Raw genomic sequence first — 17,439 nt, 5'->3', positions numbered from 1 at the left:
TCTCCGATTCGGCCGTGAGGCCACCGTCCTGCGGCACACACGCGGCCCGGCGTGGGAACAGCCGTGGGAACACACGGGTGACGACTACAGGTCCTGTACTCCGCAGTCCTCGCCTTGAGGACGTTAGGCCGGGGGCCGAGTAGGGCGGGGGCCGAGTAGGGCGGGGAGTTTGGCGAAGGTGGTGATGGTTGGGGCTGGCCAGACCGCCAGGGATCAGGGTGCTGACAGGTCCACGAGCGACGCACGTCGCATTGCCGCAACCTACCCATGCACGCGTGGGCCTTGCCTCGGTTTGGTCGTAGGTCGAGGTGTGGGGGCAGAATCGAGGGGTGAAGAAGCCCCAGATCGACCCTGTGGTTGCGCGGAACAAGAAGGCTGCTCATGACTACCAGTTGGGGGAGTCGTGGGAGGCGGGGATTGTGTTGCAGGGGATGGAGGTCAAGGCGCTTCGGGCTGGGCGGGCGTCGCCGGTGGGCGGGTTCGCGATGGTGGAGAACCGGGAGATCTGGTTGCACGGGGTGCACATTCCGCAGTACTCGCAGGCGCGGTGGTTCAACGACGGGTCGCGGCGGAAGCGGAAGTTGCTGTTGCACCGGGCTCAGATCGACAAGATCGAGCGGAAGGTCAACGAGAGCGGGCTGACGATCGTGCCGTTGACCCTTTATTTCAAGGACGGTCGGGCCAAGGTGGAGATCGCGCTGGGGCGCGGTAAGAAGACTTGGGACAAGCGGCATGCGCTCGCTGAGCGGGAGGCTACCCGAGAGGTTGAGCGTGCGGTCAGCCGCCGGCTGAAGGGCCGCCCGGACTGATTCACCGCTCCGCAGGAACGCCAGAAGCTCGGGGACATGAGCATCATGACCCCGAGCTTCGCGGCTGGGTTAGCGGCTGACGCCCAGGCCGTCGATCTGGACTGCCTTGCCTGTCGAGGTGACCTTCACGACCACGGTTCCGGTTCGGTAGGTGAAGGCGGGCAGGTCGATGACTGCCTTGTACTGCGTCCTGGCGGCGTACAGGTTGACGGCACCGACCGAGACGTTGTTGACGTAGATCCGGACCGTTCCGCACGTCGCGCACTTGGTGGCGACGAGAGCGGCGCGGCTCAGGATGGCGCCGGGCACGCTCACGTAGGCGCCCGTCTTGGTGGTGACCGTCGCCGTGCCGCGGTAGAACGCACTCCCCGTGGCGCGGGTCCAGCCGGTCGAGATGCTCAGGGACCGGTCGTCCAGCGGTACCGCCGCGCACTTGAGAGCGGACCAGGCGCCGATGTTTCCGGCTTTGTCGACGCCACGCACCTGGAAGCAGTGGTTGTAGCCCGGGGCCGCGCCGCTGAAGGTGACGGTCGTGCCGGTGACCTTCTGCCAGGTGGCCGGGTACTGCCAGGCGGCGTAGCGACCGTTGAACGCAGCCCGCGTCCAGCGGACCTGGTAGCTGGCGATACCTGCACCGGAGTCGGTGGCAGTCCAGGACACCGGGATAGTGCTCGCGAGCGTGAACGGCACCGCTGGTCCGCGCAGGGCGGCGACCGGGGCGGTCTGGTCGACCAGCCAGGTCTTGCTCGTCGTCGTGCTGCGGCCGCTGGGGTCGGTCACCGTGACCGCCAGCGTGTGGGTGCCCGGCTTCTGGGCCGGCACCTGCCAAGCTCCGGGCGCACAGGCCGTCGCCGGTCCGGCATCGATCCGGCAGCTGACGGTGAGGCCGCCGACAGCGTCGTCGGCATCAGCGACAGCGATGGTCGCCGTGGTCGAAGCCGTTGCTGTGATCGACGGTGCTGCGAGCACGACCGTCGGCGCCTGGTTCACGGAGTCGAACCAGACCGGGTCCGACAAACCAAGGTTGCTGAGCCCGTTGGCCGGCGACAGGCGCACCGGTTGCTGGCCGGGACCTGTGACGTACTCCGGTGCGCTGCCGCCTGATGCTCCCTCTCGGTTGGTCAGCCAGGCGAGTGTCTTGCCCTGCGGATCCCAGGCGGGTGCGAACCAGTTCCAACCGGCCAGCGGCTGAGGCGACCAGCGGACCGGGGTGACACCTTGCAGGTTAGTCACCACGACCTCCGCGTCGTGGGCGGCGTTCATGCGATGGAACGCCACCTGGCCGGTCCGCGAGACCGCAGGGTCGTGCCCGCCCTCGGTGCCGGCGAGGCTGGTGGTCGCGCCGGTCGCGACCCGAACCACCTTCAGCGGTTCCGTGGCGGGATCGGCCGTGCCGTCTCCCGGCTCGAGCACCAACGACTTGCCGTCCGGCGTCCAAGCGGGGGACGACGTGTTGCCCGCCCCCGTCACCGGTGCCGGGGTCGCATCGGGAGTAGTCGCGTCGACCAGATAGACGCTCGGAACACCGTCGTGCGTCGTACGCCGTACGAACGCGACGGACTTGCCGTCGGGCGAGTACGCCGGCTCGGAATCCCACAGACCTTGGGTGAGGGCCCGAATCGGTTTGCCTTCCGGGTCGGACAGCCACAGCGACGTACCGGCCGAATCGCGAACCGCCACGGCCAGGGTCCGGCGGTTCGGCGAGACGGCCGGTTCGCGGCCGAGGTCCGGTTTGATGGTCGCGCCGTTGGCGTTGCTCTGGGCAACCGAAGAGGCCGACACCAGCCAGCCGGTCACGTACTGCGTCCCGATCAGGTTGCGCGTCGGTACGACGACCGTCGCCTGCGACCACGCCGATTCGCCGTTGACCGTCCTGGTCACGCGATAGGTGTGCGTACCCGGGGTCTCGTTGCGCGAACCCCAACCGGTAAAGGTCGCACCAGGCTTCGGCACCAGAGTCTCGCCGACCACCTCCTCGACCTGGTACGCCGACTGCGCGTCGTACTTCCAGCTCAGCTCGACCTGGCCGCGACCCGGTTCGATCGCCGCGACGCCGAACGTGAAGTCCTCCGGCCGCGGCTCGGCAGCCTGCGCCGGCAACACGGACACCCCGATCAGCCCGGCCACCAGCACCAACGCTGCCGAAATCTTGGCGAAACTCATCTACCCCACCCCAGAACGCCTCGAGAAAGTCGGCAAAGCATAGCCGTGGGGCGGTACTGGTGGCTGGGAGTCGCCTGGTCGCGGATTAAAGTGAGGCTTCCAGGTAGGTGTCCGAGGGCGGAGAGGAAGTCTGTGGTTCAGGAGATCCGGAGGCCTCGCGTGCTCGATGTTCTTGGCGCTGACCAGCCGTGGGAAGTGCCGGACGGGTGGCTGGAAGGGGTTCGGGGGCGGCTGCGGGAGTGGGCCGACGACCCGGACGGGCTGCGACCGGGAGCCTTTCCGGACTTCGCCGACGGTACGCCGGCCGCGGTGTGGCTGGTGCATCAGGTCGCGCCGCTGCTCACCGGGTGGATTCCGGTGCTGCAGGGTCCGTACGCCGACATCTCCGCAGTACTGACTCGGGATTTCTATCGGCCGTCGGTTCGGTTCGCGGGTGCCGGGCATGTGGTTCGGGTCGGGCCGATTGACTGGCCACTGCTGGCGGTGAGCGGGGCCCGGGGCTTCAACGAAGCAGGGCGTTTGCAGGCGCTGCAGTTGTCGCGTGATGTGGTCAGCATGTTTGTCGGTGCTGAGCCGATGGCGGTTCGCGCGCAGGCGCTGACCGCTGCGTTCGACCGGGTGCTGGGTGACCGCGAGGCCGTCCGGATGCACACCGCGGCCGACTACGACACGATCCTTCAGTTCTGGCGCACCGCTGTGCTCAGCGATGCCGAGCGCGCAGTACTGCCGGAGCTTGGCGGCGCCACGGCAGCGTTGCATTACTCACTTGAATCCCTCCGGGACGCGCACGCCAAGCTGTCGGCGGTGCTCGCGGATGATGACGGGCTGGACTTCGCGAGGCTGCTGGCGCGGTTGATTCGGGCCACTGGGCTTAGCGGCCAGCCGGCAGCTGTAGGGCAGATCCTTGGCGTGGCTGGGTGGGACGTCGAGCATGCGCTCGCGGATCTGCGAGGTGCCTTTGACACGCAGGTCTGGCTGAAGCGCAACACCGAGTGGCTGGCGCGGGCGATCGGTCAGGATCAGCAGGTGCTGGCGCGGGCTTGGGCGGCTGCGGCGACTCGCGTGTCGGTCCATCTGGCCGGTGTGCTGGAGAAGGGGCCCTGGCCGGAGCCGGAGGTGCCCGATCTGGGTGCCTTCTTCCAGCTCCTCAACCGTGAGCGCCTCGCACCGGCAGAAACGACAGAAACCGTCGAACCTACGGTCATCACGCTGCCCGAGCTCCACCCCGCCGCGGAAACCCAGCCGACGCCCGAGCCTGCAGTCGAGACCACACCCGAGCCTGTACCGGATGAGCCGGAGCTGCCTGAGCCTGTGACGCCGGTCGACGACGCCCTGGCCGAGCTGGAGTCCCTGATCGGACTGGAGTCGATCAAGGAAGCGGTCCGCCGGATGGTCGCCGAGATCAAGACCAACCAGCGCCGCAAGGAGCTCGGCCTGCCGACGCAGGATCGCGCGCGGCACATGGTGTTCGTCGGCAAGCCCGGTACTGCGAAGACCACGATCGCCCGGTTGCTCGCGCGGATCTACCTGCAGCTCGGCGTACTCGAGAAGGGCCACGTGGTCGAGGTCGACCGGTCCGACCTGGTCGGATCCGGCGTCGGTACTACGGCTCCGCTGACGGCGGCCAAGTTCCGGGAGGCACTCGGCGGGGTGCTGTTCGTCGACGAGGCGTACACCCTGGTACCGGAGAACCAGCCGGGCGACTACGGTCTCGAAGCCGTTGCCACGTTGCTGAAAATGATGGAGGACCACCGCGACGATGTCGTGGTAATCGTGGCCGGATACCACCGCGAGATGCAGCGGTTCCTGGAGTCGAACCCCGGCCTGGCGTCGCGGTTCCCGAAGCTGCTGTCCTTCAACGAGTACGACACCGACCAGCTCGTCGACATCTTCGCGCTGCAGGCCCAGCAGAAGGGCATGATCCACACGCCCCAGGTGCTGGAGAAGGTCCGCCGGATCATCCCGGCCGCTCCCCGAGGCCATAACTTCGGCAACGGCCGCTTCATCCGCAACGTGCTCGAAGAGGCGATCTCCAACCAGGCAACGCGTCTGGCCCTGCGCGACCCGGACAGCCTGACCGAACGGGACCTGCGCGAAATCCTCCCCGAAGACGTCAAGCCGGCCGCGTCGATGCGCGCCGAGGACTACCTGCTCAACCGCCCAGGCACCTGACCGGACTGCCGATCGCTCCCGCCTGACAGCAGTTGCGGGAGCTGATCGGCAGGGATGGGTCAGCGGCCGGTGATGTCGCCGAGCTTGTCGGTGGCCTGGTTGCCGAGGTCTTCGGTGGGGACGTCGATGCCGGTGGTGCCGGCGAGGTGGTCGCCCGCGGCGTCGGCGTGGCCCTGGGCGGTTTCGCCTGCGTTCTGAGCGGTTTCACCGAGGCCCTCGGTGTACTGGGTTGCCTGGTCGCCGAGGCCTTCGGTGTACTGGGTTGCCTGGTCGGTGACGCCCTCGGTGTACTGCGTGGCCTGGTCGGCGACGCCGCCGACGTCCACGCCGGTCGCCTCGCTGATCTTGTCGGTGGCGCCGCTCAGGTCTATCCCGGTGGCCTCGGAGACCTTGCCGGTGGCGCCTTCCAGGAGTTCGGACGCCTTGTCCTTGAATTTGTCGAAGATGCTCATCGCGACCCTTCAGTCGTTCACGGCTAGGAGGGGAATCACCCACCGTAACAACCCCGGCCAAGTTTCCGTACCATCGCTCGCCCGCTCAGGGCCCTTGGGTGAAGCCACTTCCCGATATATCGTCGGAGTATCGTGATGGCTCGGTGAGGAGTGGTTGTGATGACGGGATCGGCGTACGTCGGCGGCTGGCACGGGTTCGGGCGTGCCTGCGCGGGGTTCGAGGAGATCAAGGAAGAGCTGCTGGCGGCGATGACCGGCCGGCGGACAGCGAAGGGGCAGCACCCGTTCGGCGGGCAGCATGCGTTCGGGGGCTGGGGAATGTTCGGCGGCCCCGGGTTCGGCGGGCCGCCACCGTGGGCCGGTGGGCCGCGGGGGTTCCGGGGTCCGAAGGCCCGTCGGGGCGACGTACGGGCGGCGATCCTCGCAGTACTGGCGGAGCAGCCGATGAATGGTTACCAGATCATTCAGGAGGTGGCTGAGCGCAGTGGTGGCGCTTGGAAGCCCAGCCCGGGGTCGATCTATCCGACCCTGCAACAGCTCGAGGACGAAGGGCTGGTGACGGCAGACGCCGCGACCGGGCGACGGACGTTCACCCTGACCGACGAGGGCCGGGCCTATGTCGCCGAGCACGCCGACGAAGTCTCGGCTCCTTGGGAAGCGATGTCGGCCCCGGCAGACGATGACGAGAACGGACTGAAGCCGGTCCTCGGGCAGGTGGCGACAGCGATGTGGCAGATCATGGCGACCGGCACGCCGGAGCAGCAGGCGAAGGCGCGGGAAGCCGTGATCACCTTGCGGCGCACGCTGTACTCCATCCTCGCCGACGATGAGCGGGACCAGTCATGAGCGAGCCTCTCCCTGTCATGGGCGGTTCACTACGCATCGGTGATGCCGAGCGCGACCAGGCCGTCTCTTCGCTGAGCGAGCACTTCGTGGCCGGACGGCTGACGCAGGAGGAGTTCGAGGAACGCAGCGACCGAGCGACCAGGGCCCGGTACGCCGATGAGGTCGAGCTCCTGTTCGCGGATCTCCCGGAGCTGACCCAGCAAGGGCCGAGGCATGCACGGACCCGTGTCGGCCCGCCGCCTCCACTCATGATGTTGCTGCCGGTCCTGACGGTCGGGCTGGTCGTGTCGGCCGTAGTACTGACTGCTCCCTGGATCCTGTGGATGCTGTTCTGGGTTGCCTTGTTCAGTGGAGCCCGTCGCCACAAGCACTGGCACCAGAGTCGCGGGCAGTGGGCTCCTGGCCACGGGCACTGGGCCCCAGGTCACGGGCAGGGCCCCAGCCGGGGTTAGGAGCGCCTCGCTAGGCTTCGCCAGCATGAGCTCCACGAAACCGCGTCGCGCGTTCCGGACGCTGCTCGTCATCCTGCTGGTGCTGGCGGGCCTGGGCGTCGCCGCTGACCGGGTCGGCGAGTCGCTCGCCGAGGACCGGCTGGCGACGGCCGCGGCCGACGAGGCTGCGCAGTACGACGTCCGCGCGGCCAACACGTCGGTGGAGATCGGCGGGTTCGGCTTCCTGCCGCAGGTGGCCAGGAGCAAGTTCGACAAGGTCACGCTCAGCATGCGCGAGCCGACCGTCGAGAAGATCGCCGCCGAGGACCTGACGGTCGAGATGCACAACATCCACGTACCGCGGGAGATGCTGACCGGGAACACGAGCGGGACCGTCACGGTGGACCAGGCCGATCTGAAGCTCCGCCTGTCCCCCGCGGCGCTGACCCGGCTCACCGCAAGGACCAGCGGCCTCGACGCTCTCAAGCTGCAGATCACCAACGGCAAGCTGGTGGCGCAGGCGACGGTGCGGGGTCTGAAGGCCTCCGCCGCGGTTCAGCCGGTGGCGCGCGACGGCCGGATCGGGCTCGTCGTCGACAAAGATGCCCTCGACAACATTCCGGCGCCACTGCGGGAGTCCGTCCGCTCCGTGCTGGCCCGCGGCATCGTCGTACCGCGGCTGCCGTTCAAAGCCTCGCTCCGGCAGATCGCCGTCGAGGGCCAGTCGATCGTCCTGACCGCCACCGCCGCCAACCTGGAACTCGCCGGAGCCTGAGCCTGAGCCGCTACGAGGCTTGCCGCTCAGCAAACGTCTCGATGGCCGCCGCGACCTCCCCCGGGTGGGAGATCGGCGTCAGATGGTTGGCCCCGGCAATGATCGTGGCCGCCGGCGCCCCAACCCGAGTCGCCGTCTCAGCCGCGTTCCCACCCTGGGTGTCGAACTCCCCGAACACCACCGACCGAGGCACCGGTACGCCGCGCAGCAACGCCAGCCGATCAGCCTGTACTGCGGGGATCCCGTCAGACGTCATCTCCCACACCGCCTTCTCCGCGCCCGGCTGACGGAACGGCCGAACCCACTGGTCGACCTCCATCGCCGGGCAGCCCGCTCCGCACGCGTCCTTGTAGATCCGCCGAAGCAGCCAGTCCGAGCCGAGCACCATCCGGTACAACGTGGTCCGGTACGGCGGAACGATCAGGTCCTGCGCGATCGAGCGTCCCTCGGGTAGCGGCAGCCCGTCACCGTCGAGGAACATCAGCCCACCGATCCGCTCAGGAGCCTCCAGCGTCGCTTCAGCCGCGATGCCTGCACCCAGCGAATGCCCGACGAGCATCGGCCGTGGTTGCCCGGGACCACCGAGCTGCATGGCGTCCATGAACCCCAGCAACTGGGCAGCAAGGTGTTCCACCGTGTACGGCGCCTTGCGCTCGCTGTACCCATACCCGGTGATGTCATAGGCGTAGACACGATGCCCCTTGGCCAGCAGAGGCGCCAGCAGCGACCACGTGTCGACCGACTCCGCCGAGCCGTGCACCAGCACTACCGGCGTACCGGTGGAGCCCCACGCCTCGTACCGAGTCTTGACGTCACCTGCCTGGACGAACTTCAACCCGTCCGGCGCCGGAGCGGTGCCAGCCGTGAAGGCGTTGTATGCCAACGACCCCATCGTGACGACCAGCAAGAACCCGACGATCACCAGGAGAGCCCGCCGCAGGAACCGTTTCACCAGCCAAGTCTGACCGACACGCCCGCGGCTACGGCGCACCGGCCTTCCCGAAGTACGGGTGAGGCGCGATGCTAAGCGGATGGGGATCGTTGGGCGGGGGCGGGAACTAGAGGCCTTGCGGGGCTGGCTGGAGCAAGCACGGGCCGGCCACGGCCGGGTGGTGATCTGCGGTGGTGAGGCAGGCATCGGCAAGACGCGGCTGGCGCAGGAGTTCGCCGGGAGCGCCTTGGCGACCGGTGCCACGGTGGTGTGGGGGCGGTGTGTAGAGGACGAAGGCGCACCGGCGTACTGGCCTTGGAGACAGGTGCTGAAGGGGCTGAAGGCCGATCACGTGCTGACAGGCGTGGCCGGCGACCGGTTTGGGCTGTTCGAGGCGATCACCGAGGCGGTCGAGGAGGCCGCCGGTCCCCAAGGACTGGTGATCCTGCTGGACGACATCCACCGCGCCGACGAGCCCTCCCTGCTGGTACTGCGGTATCTGGCCGGCCAAGTCGCCAACCTCCCGGTCCTCGTCGTCGCCACCTGCCGCCACGACGAGCGCCCGAAACTCCTGGCCGAGCTCCCCGCCGAGCGCCTCGACCTGCACGGGCTCGACCTCGATGCAGTCCGCGAACAGTTGCCCACAGCAACACCAGACCAGGTCGACCACGTCTATGCGATCACCGGCGGGAACCCGTTGTTCGTGACCGAGGTCGCGCGCGCGATCGCCGACGGCTCGTGGCATCCGGACCGGCCGCCACGGACCGTGCTCGACATCGTCGGCAGCAGACTCGATCGCGTCACCGGCGACTGCCGCCGGCTGGTGCAGGCAGCCGCGATCGTCGGCCGGGAGTTTCAGCTCGCCACCGTCGCCGCGGTCCTCGACCTCCCGGTGGAGCGCTGCCTGCCACTGGTCGACGAGGCCATCACCTTCGGCTTCCTCGACCAGAACCTGCGCTTCGTCCATGCCCTCACCCGCGACGCGGTCGAGGCATCGCTGAGCACCACCGATCGAGCCGCGCTGCACCGGAGCGTCGCCGAAGTACTGGAGCGGCAGTACGCCGGAAACCTGGCCGAGCACCTCGCCGACATCGCCCGGCACCGGGCCGAGCTGGCGCCGTACGGGGAAGGCGCGACGGCACAACACTGGCTGGTGCTCGCCGCCGAGGACGCGGTACGGCGACTGGCCTACGAGGAAGGTGTGCGGCTCTACCAGGCCGCGCTGGAGATCGCGCCGACACCGGCCGAGGAACGTTGCTCCAGGCAAGTAGCCCTCGGTCGCGCGGCTTATCTGGCCGGCGACCTACAGACCTGCGTGAAGGCGGCGACCGAAGCCGCGAAGGCCGCACACAACCCAGAACAAAAGGCCGAGGCCGCGCTCGTCCTCGAAGCGGTCCCCGACCCTGGCATCAATACCACCGCCAAACGACTGTGCGAAGAAGCCCTCGCCGCCGACGTGCACGACGCAACCAGGGCCAGGCTGCTCGCTCAGCGGAGTCATCTAGCCTTCTACGACGGCGAGCAGGAACGACTCGACAGCCTCAGCCTGGAAGCACTGGAACTGGCCCGTCGCACAAACGACGACCGCGCGCTGGCCGACGCCCTGCATGCCCGACAGGAAGCCTGTCCGGGACCATCAGGCCGCGCCGAACGATTGCTGCTGGCAACAGAGATGCTCGAACTCGCCCAGCGCACCGACAATCCCCGCGCCGCGATGTGGGGCGAGCTCTGGCGACTAGATGCTTTGATCGAAAGCGGAAGACTCGCGGCCGCGGCCGAGGAACTCCCCGCGCTCAAGGTCGCCGTCGACCGCGTCGGCGGTCCGGTCAGCGCCTGGCACCACGATCGCGTCGCCGCCTGCATCGCGCAGGCCCGCGGCCGGTACGCCGAGGCCGCGGTGATCGCCCGGCGCGGTTTCGAGCGGATGCGAGTCGTCGAGCCGGCCCCGGCGACAGGCGCCTACTTCGCCCTGCTCATCGCCATGGCCGGGCACGTCGGCACCCCCGATGCCACGATCGGCCAATCGTTCGACCCACCGCCGCGTTTCGCTACGATGGCCCACCTCTCCCGCGCCTACCTGCAGAGTTGCACCGGCCGCACCGAGGAGGCGGCAGCGTCGTACCGGCAGGCAGGTCCGCTCGAGACGTGGTCGCTGCCCGCCTTCTTCGTCATGCCCGGCTATGTGTACGCCGCGCTCGCCTGCGCGGGCATCGGCCGGTACGACGATCTGGCGGTGCTCCTCAAGCGGCTGGAACCCTTCCGGGGTGAACATGCCGTGGGCAACGGAGTCGCCTACCTCGGCCCCGTCGAACTGGCGTTGGGCCGTGGCGCCGCGGCACTGGGCCGGCTGGACGACGCGATCGAGGACCTGACCACCGCAGCCCACCAAGCCACTCGCGCGGGCGCACCGGGGTTCGTGGCCGAGGCGCACTACCACCTCGCACAGGCGCTCCGAGACCGCAACCGGCCGGGCGATCGAGCCCGGGCCGACGCCACTGCCCAGGACGCCGCCCGGCTGGCCGACTCACTGGGCATGACAGCCTTCCAGGACAAACCGCCGGGCAGTCACAAGCCTGTGCTCAGCACCCGCGAAGCCGAAGTCGCCACTCTGGTCGCCGACGGTCTCACCAACCGGCAGATCGCGGCCGAGCTGGTCATCTCCGAGCGCACCGCGCAGAACCACGTCCAGCACATCCTGACCAAACTCGGCTTCGCCACCCGCAGCCAGATCGCGACCTGGGCGGCGCGTGGCGGAATGAGTACCCCGATGAGTGATTCGGCGGATTCGCGCTAGCTCGCGGATTCGTAGCGTGACTCGTGTGGCCGAACCGGCCACCCGAGCAGAGGAGTCAGTCATGCAATGGATCGCAGTCGCCACCCCGCCGTTCAACTCGATCGAGCAGTTCGACCAGGTGATCGAGAACCTCGGGACCGAGCCGGAAGGCCTGGAAGCCCGCTACGTCGGATCCTCCGACGACGGCCTGCGCGTCGTCACCCTCTGGGAGTCGAAGGCGCACGCCGACCGCTTCATGGCCGAACGCCTCGGCCCGGCGCTGGCCAAGACCCTCGGGCCCGAACCGGCCGGCGCACCGACCGTCCTGGGGATCGACGTCGCCCGCACCTACACCCGCTGACCACTGGGGTCTTGCTCGAACAGCATGGCCGTCGTACCGGCGTCGACGAAGAGTTCGACGCCGGTGATGGCGCGTGCCTCCGTGGAGAGCAGGAACGCGACCGCGTTGCCGATGTCGATCGACTCGACGGCCGTCGGCAGCATCTGCCGGGTCGCGACGAACTCGTCCAGCAGATGAGCGTTGCCCCGACTCTCGACCGCACCGGGCTGAACGATGTTGCAGCGAATGCCGCGCCGTCCGTAGTCCTGCGCGATCCCCCGAGTCAGCGCAGTGAGAGCCGCCTTCGTCGCGGCGTAGAGGGTGAAGCTCGCCGCAGCGCCGGCCGCGTGCACCGAGCCGATGTTGACGATGCTCCCGCCGCCGTTCTCGAGCATGACCGGCAGCACTTCGCGGATGCACGTCCAGGGCCCGCGGTAGTTGATCGCATGCAACCGATCGAACTCCTCAGGCGTCGCCTCGGCCCCACCCTTCCGCAGCCCGACTCCAGCACTGTTGACCCAGGCATCGATCCGCCCGAACTCAGCCACAGCCGCCGCCACACACGCCCGTACCGACTCAACATCGGTGACATCAAGTGCCACCGGTACTGCGTTCCCGCCCGCCGCCCGCAACTCCTCGACCACGCCCTCGGCGGCCGCCAGGTCGAGGTCGGCAACCACCACGTCCCAGCCCTTGCCCACCAGCGCCCGGCAGATCCCGTTCCCGATCCGCGGCCCGCCCCCACCCGTCACCACACAAACCGACATCCCACACCCTTTCGCCGATGGTCTTCGTCATCCTGCCCGAGACCATCGGCGGAACAGCACAAGGCCTCCTGCCCCCGGGACGGGACAGGAGGCCTTGTTGCTCTTTACTGGCCGGTGAAGGTGAAGGTTGAGCCTGGTTCCTTGGTGATGTCGCCGTCGCGGGAGTTGGTGACGGTGACTCCTGTCAGTACTGCGTTGCCGCGGGCGCCGCCCATCGCGAGGATGCCGGAGCCGTTGTTGGACTTGTCGATCCGGACGTTCGTGATGGCGACGTTCGGCATCTCGCCGCCGCCCGTCTTGAACTGGATGCCGTCGTAGGTGGAGTCGACGATCTCGGTGTCGCGGATGGTGACGCCGGGGATCGGCAGGTTGGACGGGAACAAGGTGATCGCGCCGAACTCCTGGTCCTCGTTCCAGAACGCTCCCCCGCAGCGGTACAGGCCGTTGTTCGCGATCAGGGTCGTGCCGGAGAACGGCAACGGGTCGTGATCGGTGGCGAGCATGATGCCGGGGTAGTTCATCGTGTCGTAGATCAGGTTGTTCTCGATTTTGTTGCCGTAACCGCCGTAGATCGCGATGCCGTTCGCGCGCCAGGGCAGCTGGACGGTGTTGTTGGTGAACGCGTTGTCGTGGCCGATGTCGACCGACTGGTCCTTCACGTACTTGTTCGCCCAGACAGCCAGCGCGTCGTCACCGGTGGTCCGGAAGGACGAGTTGAACACCTTGGAGTTGCGCGAGCCGTTGCTGAAGTTGATGCCGTCGGCATAGGTGTTCCGCACCCGCATCCCGCTGAACTCGAGACCGTCCGCCGGACCCCACAGCTCGGGGATGTTGTCGTAGTCCCGGCCGACCCAGGCACCGACGTTGGCGTGCTCGATCCAGACGTTGCTGATCTTCGTCCCGGTCCCGAACCGGCCGTTCAGCGCGACGCCACCCTCGGCGTTGCCGTCACCGCCACGGATCCGGCCGGAGCCGAAGATCGCGATGTCCGAGATCTGCGTGAACTTGTCGATGTCGAATCCGAAGTTGCCTTCGTGCGGGTGGTTGATCCCGCCGGCGTTCTGCGGCTCGATGGTCGAGTAGAGCTGCGAGTGCCACATGCCCGCGCCGCGGATCGTGACGTTGCTGATCCCGACCTGGTTGAACTGACCCCGGTTGAGCGGGTCGTCGGTGAGGATCTTCTTCTCCTGCCGCCACTGCCCGGCCGGGATCCAGACGCAGGAGATCACGCCGTTCTGGTCGTCGGTGACCGCACGCTGGATCGCGTCCGCGTCATCGATCCCGTCACCGGCCACCGCCCCGTACTGCGTGATGCTGGTGCAGCCCGCAGGCTGGGTCGACGGTGCTGCCACTTGCTCGAGGTCGATCGTGTCGATGATGTAGAACGCCGCGGTGTCCCCCGCGTCGCGCTGCAACTTGAACTTCGTGCCCGGCGGGTAGGACTGCGCCAGCAGTGCGTGCGACTCGTCGAACAGCCGGCGCGCGTCGCCACCTGGCGTGTTCGTCAGTGCCTCGGGTCCGTCGCTGTTGCCGTAGAGCCAGCTGTGGCGCGACGACAGGGTGAGCTTCCGCGAGAAGGTCCCGTTGATGTAGAGGCTGATCGTCGCTTCCTGACCCTGGCCGTTGGGCGAGTCGGGGATCGAGTTGCGGACGACGATCGAGTTGGACTGGTTGGTCGAGGTGAACTCGACGAACTGCCCCTGGCTGGTCAGCCGGACCGAGGACCGGCCCGACGACTCGGTGGCGAAGTTGGTGTGGCCGAAGGTGCGCAGCTGGTCGGTGACCAGCAACGTGCCCTGGTAGTTCGCGGCCTCCGCTTCGTAGGAGACCCACGGGACCGCCGCGCCCCGGCCGACCACGATCGAGCGCGCCAGCGAGTTGTTGGTTTCGTTCGTCTCGGCGACGGCGTTCGTCGAATCTGCCGTCGCCGTGAGAGTCGCTCCACCATTGGTGGCGGTCCAGCTACCGCTGATGGCGACGTTGGCGGTGGCACCGGCGGCGATCGCTCCGGTGGCGCCGGTGAGAGTGGTGCTGCCGACCGTCAGCCGCGTAGTACTGGCTGCTGCTGTGGACGTGCCGCGGTTGTGGACGGCGACGGTGAAGGTGACCGGGGCTCCGACGGCCGGGTTCGGCGGGTTGGAGGTGATGCCGGTGACCTGCAGGTCGGGTCCGGGAGCCTGCGCAATCACCAGTTGCGTGGCCGCGGTGAAGGTGTTGTTGGTGTCGTTCTGCTCGACGATCGTGTTGGTCGGGTCGACCACCGCGGACACGCTGTAGGTGCCTTCGGCGCGGGTGCCGGCGCTGAACGAAACCGTGGCCGAGGCGCCGGCGGCGAGCGCGCCCACCGGAACGGTGCCGACGACGGTTCCGCCGAGGTTGAAGTTGAGGCTGGTCGCGCCGGCCGCTGCCGAGCCGGTGTTCTGGACGGTCGCGGAGAGCGTGATCGGCGTGCTTTCACTGGGTGAGGCGGGTGCCCAGGAGGCAGCAGTGACGACCAGGTCCGGGTTCGGCGCCGGCGTACCGATCACCTGCAACTCGGCAACCTGACCACCAGGTGCGCCGGTGTTGCTGAACACCTGCAGCCGTACGTCGGCGACGCGGCCACTGACCGGGATCTCGATGCTGTTGCCCGACGCCGGGTTGAAGTCGTAGTTGGCACGCGCCTTCAGGACCGTGAAGGCGGTGCCGCCCTGGTCCCGGCCGAGTACTTCGATGCTCTGTGTGCGCGGACCCCAGATCTGGTCGGGGTTGAGCTTGACGACGACCGAGCTGAGGTCGGCGTTGGAGCCAAGCTTGACGGTCAGTGTGGCCGGGAAGCCGTTGGACTCCCAGTAGGTGCCGGTGTTGTTGTCGTTGGCGTTGGTCGCGACGAAGTTGTGGATCGTGGAGGACGCCTCGATCGGCTTGCCGTTCGCGAGATTGGAGCCGTTCGCCTGACCGGCGCGACGGACCCGGTTGCTGTCACCGGACTCGTTGCCGGCGGCATCACGAGCGCGGACGTAGTACTCGACCGTCGCCGAGGCGGGCTGCGATTCGGTGAAGGTCAGCACGTTGCCGGCGACCGTGGTGACCGCGGCGTTGTTGCGGTAGACGGTGTAGCCGGTGACGCCGACGTTGTCGGTCGAAGCGTTCCAGGCAAGCCGGATCTGGCCCGAGGCCGGCTCGGTCAGCGTGAGGTTGCCCGGCGCCGTCGGTGCCTGGGTGTCTCCGCCGGTGTCGGGTCCGTGCAGCTCGAACTCGGACAGTTGGCCGGCTGCCCAGCCGGTGTTGCCGGTGATGTTGAGCCGGACGTAGCGAGTGGTCACCGCCGGGAAGGTGATGGTGACGGTGTTGTTGCTCGCCGGGGTGAAGTTGTAGCCGGCGCTCGCGACCAGGTCCGAGTACGTCGTACCGTCGCTGCTCGTTTGGACGGCCAGCGTCTGGGTTCGTGCGCCCCACGTGGCCGGCAGTTTCAGCACGACTCGGTCGACTGCCTTCGAGCTGCCGAGGTCGGCGCGGATCCACTGCGGGAAGGCGTTGTTGGTGCTCTCCCAGTACGAGTTCTGGTTACCGTCACCGGCGTTGCCGACCGGGTAGTCGCCCAGAGAGCTGTTGGCGGTCAGTGTTTTGGTCAGGACCGCCGTCGCGGCAGCGGAGGCGGCGGCCGGCACGAGGCCGATGACGATCAGGACGGCCGCGAGAAGGCCGCCGAGCATTCGTTTCATGGATGTCCTCAGGGCGGAGGGGGCGGATCTCAAAGTTGCATCATTTTGCAAGCTTTTTGCGAGACGGTACCAAAGATTGCAGTGCTCAGCGCGGTTCGTCAACGGCTCGTGGTCAGCCGGTGCCAGCTTGATTGGTGGCACCAGAGCGAGGTGGGGGCGAGATAGGGACGGAGCAGCGAGGTCAGGTAGGGGTCTGCCTGGTTGCGGAGTTCCGCGGTGGCGAGGTGGCGCGCGACGCCGGCCAGGAAGTCGGCCAACTGGATGCGGGGATCCGTGCGGGAGTCCAGCATCGTCAAGCCCAGCAGGGGTTCCGGGTTCGGCGAGACCGTCCGGAGCAGGGCGCCGACCTGCGCGACCCGGTACGGCGTGAGCGCACTTTGCTCGTCATGGAGGATCCGGACCGACGACCCATCTGCGCTCCACAGTCGCGCGGTTTCGAACAGCGCCGGGATCAGCGGTTCGAGCGGCGGCGGGACCGGGGAGCGGTCGTCGCGGAGCTCATTGAGCACGTGGAACAGCTGCGGCCGGGCATCGCGCAGCGGCTGGAGCAACGGATCGAGTCGCTCCGACCGCAGACCGTCGAGCGTCTGCAGGAAGCGAGCGACCCATGGCCCGTCGATCCCGCGGTAGCGCTTGTGGCGCATCATCGTGACGAAAGTGGCCAGGAAGGCGCGCCATCTCGCCGTACCGAAGACGACCGGTCCGGCCCGGTGCAGGGTGCGGGCGACCGGGCGCAGGTCGAGCGAGAGGCTCGTACCGGCGGCGTACGACGGGTCGCCGATGAGCAGGTCGACCAGTCTGGTCACGGTGAAGTAGGTCTTGTCGGTGAGATGCACGGTCGCTCGGCCGGAGAGAGTGCCGAGCAGCCACTCGACGGCGATGCGATGTCGCAGCAGTTGGCTGGCTTTGTACTCCCTGGCCGAGTAGCGGCGAAACCGGGTGCGGATCAGGTCGACGTACTCCGTCGCCGTCTCCTGGTCGAGGTTGAGACCGGCATGGGTGATGATTTCGAGCTCGGGATCGAGCATGTTGGAACCGGTGAATCCGGACTCGTCACAGGCGATCTCGAGATGTCGCGAGGACATGGGGCTCCCTGAGAAGGAAAGACTGCACGCTGGAGGGACCCGGCGCGGGGCAGGGTCGTCGATCACGCGAACGCTGGGTTGATCAGCGGCGGATCAGAAAGCGGCAGCAGCCTTCTCAGCAGACATGCCACCCATCATCGGCGGACCTACGTCAATCCGCCACCGGCTTTCAGGAAGATGCCGGGCGAGGA

General features: G+C 68.0%; 13 protein-coding genes. 7 read left to right on the top strand and 6 right to left on the bottom strand.

Translation table 11 applies throughout. The annotated features are described in order from the left end of the window. The first annotated feature begins 329 nt into the window (after positions 1–329). Entirely contained in the window at positions 330–809 is a 480-nt protein-coding gene (gene smpB / locus AB0F51_RS32240; protein WP_360285935.1) for an SsrA-binding protein SmpB, read from the top strand. A gap of 69 nt (positions 810–878) precedes the next feature. Here smpB and AB0F51_RS32235 read toward each other — a convergent pair whose 3' ends face one another. Next, positions 879–2,972, bottom strand: coding sequence for a hypothetical protein (locus tag AB0F51_RS32235; protein WP_360285934.1), 2,094 nt, complete (start codon positions 2,970–2,972; stop codon positions 879–881). 159 nt (positions 2,973–3,131) lie between these two features. On the opposite strand from AB0F51_RS32235, the gene AB0F51_RS32230 reads away from it, so the two are divergent. Beyond that, positions 3,132–5,144, top strand: coding sequence for an AAA family ATPase (locus tag AB0F51_RS32230; RefSeq protein ID WP_360285932.1), 2,013 nt, complete (start codon positions 3,132–3,134; stop codon positions 5,142–5,144). A gap of 59 nt (positions 5,145–5,203) precedes the next feature. On the opposite strand, the gene AB0F51_RS32225 is transcribed toward AB0F51_RS32230, so the two are convergent. Beyond that, a complete protein-coding gene (locus AB0F51_RS32225) occupies positions 5,204–5,596 on the bottom strand; it encodes a hypothetical protein (RefSeq protein ID WP_360285930.1) in 393 nt (130 codons plus the stop codon). Between the two features lie 159 nt (positions 5,597–5,755). Between AB0F51_RS32225 and AB0F51_RS32220 the strand changes: the two genes are divergently transcribed. From AB0F51_RS32220 to AB0F51_RS32210, 3 genes are read left to right on the top strand one after another with little or no spacing between them, the layout of a single operon-like run. Beyond that, complete coding sequence (locus AB0F51_RS32220; protein WP_360285929.1) at positions 5,756–6,442, top strand: PadR family transcriptional regulator; 687 nt, start codon at positions 5,756–5,758, stop codon at positions 6,440–6,442. Next, positions 6,439–6,894, top strand: a complete 456-nt coding sequence (locus AB0F51_RS32215) for a DUF1707 domain-containing protein (protein WP_360285927.1) — start codon at positions 6,439–6,441, stop codon at positions 6,892–6,894. Before AB0F51_RS32220 ends, AB0F51_RS32215 begins: the two co-directional genes overlap by 4 nt. A gap of 25 nt (positions 6,895–6,919) precedes the next feature. After that, positions 6,920–7,648, top strand: a complete 729-nt coding sequence (locus AB0F51_RS32210; protein ID WP_360285925.1) for a DUF2993 domain-containing protein — start codon at positions 6,920–6,922, stop codon at positions 7,646–7,648. Between the two features lie 10 nt (positions 7,649–7,658). Here the strand turns inward: AB0F51_RS32210 and AB0F51_RS32205 are convergent, their stop codons facing one another. Further along, positions 7,659–8,600 (bottom strand): alpha/beta hydrolase, encoded by a 942-nt coding sequence (locus tag AB0F51_RS32205; RefSeq protein WP_360285924.1) that lies wholly within the window; start codon positions 8,598–8,600, stop codon positions 7,659–7,661. Between the two features lie 79 nt (positions 8,601–8,679). On the opposite strand from AB0F51_RS32205, the gene AB0F51_RS32200 reads away from it, so the two are divergent. Together AB0F51_RS32200 and AB0F51_RS32195 are read left to right on the top strand one after the other, a co-directional pair. Next, a complete protein-coding gene (locus AB0F51_RS32200; RefSeq protein ID WP_360285922.1) occupies positions 8,680–11,373 on the top strand; it encodes an AAA family ATPase in 2,694 nt (897 codons plus the stop codon). Between the two features lie 61 nt (positions 11,374–11,434). Further along, positions 11,435–11,713, top strand: a complete 279-nt coding sequence (locus tag AB0F51_RS32195) for a hypothetical protein (RefSeq protein ID WP_360285920.1) — start codon at positions 11,435–11,437, stop codon at positions 11,711–11,713. Here AB0F51_RS32195 and AB0F51_RS32190 read toward each other — a convergent pair. The 3 genes from AB0F51_RS32190 to AB0F51_RS32180 form a co-directional block, all read right to left on the bottom strand. Next, complete coding sequence (locus AB0F51_RS32190) at positions 11,701–12,459, bottom strand: SDR family oxidoreductase (RefSeq protein WP_360285919.1); 759 nt, start codon at positions 12,457–12,459, stop codon at positions 11,701–11,703. The two genes, AB0F51_RS32195 and AB0F51_RS32190, sit on opposite strands and share 13 nt — an antisense overlap. 104 nt (positions 12,460–12,563) lie before the next feature. After that, positions 12,564–16,163, bottom strand: coding sequence for a CARDB domain-containing protein (locus tag AB0F51_RS32185; protein WP_360285917.1), 3,600 nt, complete (start codon positions 16,161–16,163; stop codon positions 12,564–12,566). Positions 16,164–16,261: 98 nt separating this feature from the next. Further along, positions 16,262–17,248: a hypothetical protein gene (locus AB0F51_RS32180; RefSeq protein WP_360285916.1), complete on the bottom strand. Its 987-nt coding sequence runs from the start codon at positions 17,246–17,248 to the stop codon at positions 16,262–16,264. Positions 17,249–17,439 lie beyond the last annotated feature (191 nt).

This window comes from Kribbella sp. NPDC023855 (assembly GCF_040639475.1).
Lineage (GTDB): Bacteria > Actinomycetota > Actinomycetes > Propionibacteriales > Kribbellaceae > Kribbella.
The sequence above is the reverse complement of the archived record's forward strand: the minus strand, read 5'-3'. Positions and strand labels throughout refer to the sequence as shown.

Coding starts and splice junctions, on each gene's coding strand:
- AB0F51_RS32235 (WP_360285934.1), bottom strand. CDS start 2,972: ATGAGTTTCGCCAAGATTTCGGCAGCGTTGGTGCTGGTGGCCGGGCTG.
- AB0F51_RS32225 (WP_360285930.1), bottom strand. CDS start 5,596: ATGAGCATCTTCGACAAATTCAAGGACAAGGCGTCCGAACTCCTGGAA.
- AB0F51_RS32220 (WP_360285929.1), top strand. CDS start 5,756: ATGACGGGATCGGCGTACGTCGGCGGCTGGCACGGGTTCGGGCGTGCC.
- AB0F51_RS32215 (WP_360285927.1), top strand. CDS start 6,439: ATGAGCGAGCCTCTCCCTGTCATGGGCGGTTCACTACGCATCGGTGAT.
- AB0F51_RS32210 (WP_360285925.1), top strand. CDS start 6,920: ATGAGCTCCACGAAACCGCGTCGCGCGTTCCGGACGCTGCTCGTCATC.
- AB0F51_RS32200 (WP_360285922.1), top strand. CDS start 8,680: ATGGGGATCGTTGGGCGGGGGCGGGAACTAGAGGCCTTGCGGGGCTGG.
- AB0F51_RS32195 (WP_360285920.1), top strand. CDS start 11,435: ATGCAATGGATCGCAGTCGCCACCCCGCCGTTCAACTCGATCGAGCAG.
- AB0F51_RS32190 (WP_360285919.1), bottom strand. CDS start 12,459: ATGTCGGTTTGTGTGGTGACGGGTGGGGGCGGGCCGCGGATCGGGAAC.
- AB0F51_RS32185 (WP_360285917.1), bottom strand. CDS start 16,163: ATGAAACGAATGCTCGGCGGCCTTCTCGCGGCCGTCCTGATCGTCATC.
- AB0F51_RS32180 (WP_360285916.1), bottom strand. CDS start 17,248: ATGTCCTCGCGACATCTCGAGATCGCCTGTGACGAGTCCGGATTCACC.